The 3,327-nt window shown below is 65.0% G+C and carries 1 protein-coding gene; it reads left to right on the forward strand.

All coding sequences use genetic code 11. The annotated features are described in order from the left end of the window. Positions 1 to 92: 92 nt before the first annotated feature. Positions 93 to 3,263, forward strand: a complete 3,171-nt coding sequence (locus ACZ67T_RS46165) for a hypothetical protein (protein ID WP_469993062.1) — start codon at positions 93 to 95, stop codon at positions 3,261 to 3,263. The last annotated feature ends 64 nt before the right edge of the window (positions 3,264 to 3,327 follow it).

Genomic DNA, 3,327 nt, shown 5'->3' on the forward strand with positions numbered 1-3,327 from the left:
TGCAGACCACCCAACTACCGCGGCCATCACTCTCGTTGGCGCCACCAAACCCAAACGGGTCAAACGCCCACCAAAGCACTAAGTTACCGGTATTGAGGCTAACGCAGGCGGCGCGGGAACAGGCCGACGAACCGGAAGTTCTCACCGCGCTGCACACCATTGAGTCCGGCGGGTTCACCGACGCCCAGTGCGTCGACGAGTGGCAGCTACCCCGGCCAGCTCGGCGCTTGGATCCAGAGGCACGCGTCGGCCGCCTCGGGATCAACGACCCACAGAGCCAGGAGGGAGCCCGCGCGACCATGATCGGCTCGCCTCTTGATCCGGGCACGCGTGATATCGCCCCCGACGACGCGGCGCTGGTCCTCACTCCCAATGGCCGACTGGCACTGACCGGAACCCATGACGGCAGCGTGCAGCTGTGGGACATCCACAGCGGGCGGTGCCTGAGGACCCTCGAGGGGCACCGGCAGCTGGTGGCTGCCGTTGACCTGACCCCCGACGGACGCTTCGCCCTGTCCGCTGACCAGGCAGGCGTGTTCCGCTTCTGGGATCTCACAGACAAGCATTCGCCATGCCGACATACCGTCATCGCCCGCGAACGACGTCGCGAACTCGTCGAAGAGCCACCGAAAGGACACTGGACCGGCGCGCAACTGGTCCGCGTTGCACTGAGCCCGGACGGCCGCGCCGCCTTCTGGGCCGATCCCGAGGGCACACTCAGTATTCTCAACACCGAGAGCGGAGAGCTGAGGGCGACTCACGAACGGCACGCAGCAGGTGCGCGTGCAGTCCGGTTGAGCTCCGAGAATCGCTGGGCGATGTCCAGCGGATGGGAGCGCGACGACGGATACAGCAATCGCAACCGGGAGGACAGCGTCCGGCTGTGGGACCTGCACAGCAGACGCTGCCAGTACGTCCTGACCGGGCACACCTCTTGGGTGACCGCCATGTGCTTCAGTGCCGACGAACGCTTCGCTGCCACAGGCAGCCACGACAGGACCATCAGGATCTGGGATCTGGCGGATGGTCGCTGCGTTCGGGTCCTGACGGGCCACACGGCCGACACCCTGGCGCTGAGCGCCAACGCTCAGTACCTCCTCTCTGGGGACACGTTCGACGGCACGGTCCGGTTCTGGGATGTGAGGAACGGTCGCTGCTTGAGGACCTTCTCCGGACACCAGGGCGGTACCGCTGCGGTGTTGTTGGATCCCAACGCCGCGTTCGGGCTGTCAGTCGGGCAGGACCGGGTCGTGCGGCGGTGGCGGCTTCCCTCCGCCTACTCCGCTGCACCGCGGCTGAGTAGACCGCGCCAGCACACCGAGCTCAGCCGACTGAGCGAGGAGGCGGACCGGTTGCTTACCCAAGCGCAACAGGAAACCCGGGAGGGCTGTTTCCTAGACGCGCTCGACCTGCTCACCCGAGCCCGATCGATCCCTGGCTACGAACGCAAACCGCAGTCGATGTCGGCCTGGTGGGCGTTAGGCCGCCGCAGCGTACGGACAGGCCTGCGGACCGCCTGGTCGCCAGGGATCTTCTCGGGGCATTTCCGCGACGTGAATGCGGTCGACTTGTCCCGCGATGGCAAAATCGCCGTATCCGGTGGAAACGACGGCACGGTTCGCGTTTGGGCACTCGACAGCGGAATCTGCACTCGGGTGCTCGAAGGACATTCGGATTGGGTGGTGTCAGTCTGTTTGGGCCCCGATGGGAAGCGCGCTCTGTCCGCTAGCCGGGACGGCACCGTGCGTCTATGGTCCCTGGAAACTGGCACATGTCTACGCGTCCTCAAGGCAGGTGGTGGCACGGTACGGTTCGGCGCTGCTGGACAGCAGGCAGTGGTCGGGACGGGGGGCAAGATCCAGATCTGGGATCTGGAGACCGGACACGAAGTGGCAGCCATACGCGACAGCTGCCGCAATGAAATTTCGATGGCAGCTGACGGCCGCCTCGCCGCAGTCGCAATGGGGCACGGGGCACGCCTGTACGACCTGAAACACGGCGAGTCACTCTGGTTACAAAGTCAGTTCCTGCACTCGCTGGAAACGGTCAGTATCAGCGCCGATGGGTGCTCGGTGCTCTCCGGCGAGAGCGAGAGTCTCCGACTGTGGGATACCAATTCCGGTGAAGTGGTTCGAGAGTTCAGCAGGTCCGACTCCTGGGATCCGAATGCGCATCAGTTCGTCCGGATAACTGCAGACGGCCGCTTCGCCGTTTCGGCGGGTTACCGCTCATTCGCCAGCGTGTGGAACGTTGCCGAAGGCCAACGTCTGTACGTTCTTGATGGCTACGAGCAAGGCGTGACCTGTCTCGCAATTACGCCTGACGGCCGTTTCGTATTGACCGGAAGCAAAGCTGGAACGTTGAGACTATGGGAACTCGACTGGGAGTTGCACGCCCGCGAGGCCGCCGACTGGGACGACGGCGCGATGCCCTACCTGGAAGCGTTCCTTCGCCGGTTCGGCATGAACTGGACCGTCGGCGACTTCGACTTCCTTCTGGAACTGCTCCAAGACTGTGGCTACGGCTGGCTGAAGCCTGAGGGCGTACGCGCACGGCTCGACAGTATGAGTGACGCTTGGGACGCCGACGCCCCACTGTTCCGCGAGCAGGCAGAGGCGTTGGAGCAGGCCGCCGCCACTGGAAACACCGACGCCCTGATGAAGCTGGCGCAGGTACGCGAGCAGGCGGGAGACACCGGGCGGGCAGAACTGCTGTATCGGCAGATAGCCGACACCGGGAACCTCGGGGTCCTGAGGATACTGGCGCGGCTGCGTGAGCAGGCAGGAGACATCGAAGGAGCGAAACGGCTGTACCGGCAGGCCGCAGAGGCCGGATATTCCTTGGCGTGGCCGGAGCTGGCGCAGCTGGTCGAGCAGTGCGGGGACGCCGAAGAAGTGGAACGGCTGTACCGGCAGGCCGCAGACGCCGGAAACAGCTTGACCCTAAGGATTCTGGCGCGGGAGCGAGAGCAGGCTGGCGACGCCGAAAGAGCGGAACGACTCGCTGTGCAAGCCGCTGACGCCGGAAACATAGGAGCCGTGAAGGAGATAGCACGGCTGCGTGAGGAGCGCGGGGACACCGAAGGAGCACAACGACTGCACCGGCAAGCCGTCGACGCCGGACAGACCTGGGCCCTGCCGGAGCTGGCGCGGCTGTGCGAGAAGGCCGGGGACACCGAAGAAGCAGAGCGGCTGTACCGGCAGGCCATCGACACCGGACATGAACACCCCTGGCTAGTACTCCAGCAGGATTTCGCTGTCTGACCTGGTCTTTTCGCCGGGTGGCGGGAGTGTAGCGGGACTTCGATCGTGCGGGGGCGGTCTCACG

The organism is Streptomyces sp. NPDC107517, assembly GCF_055582645.1.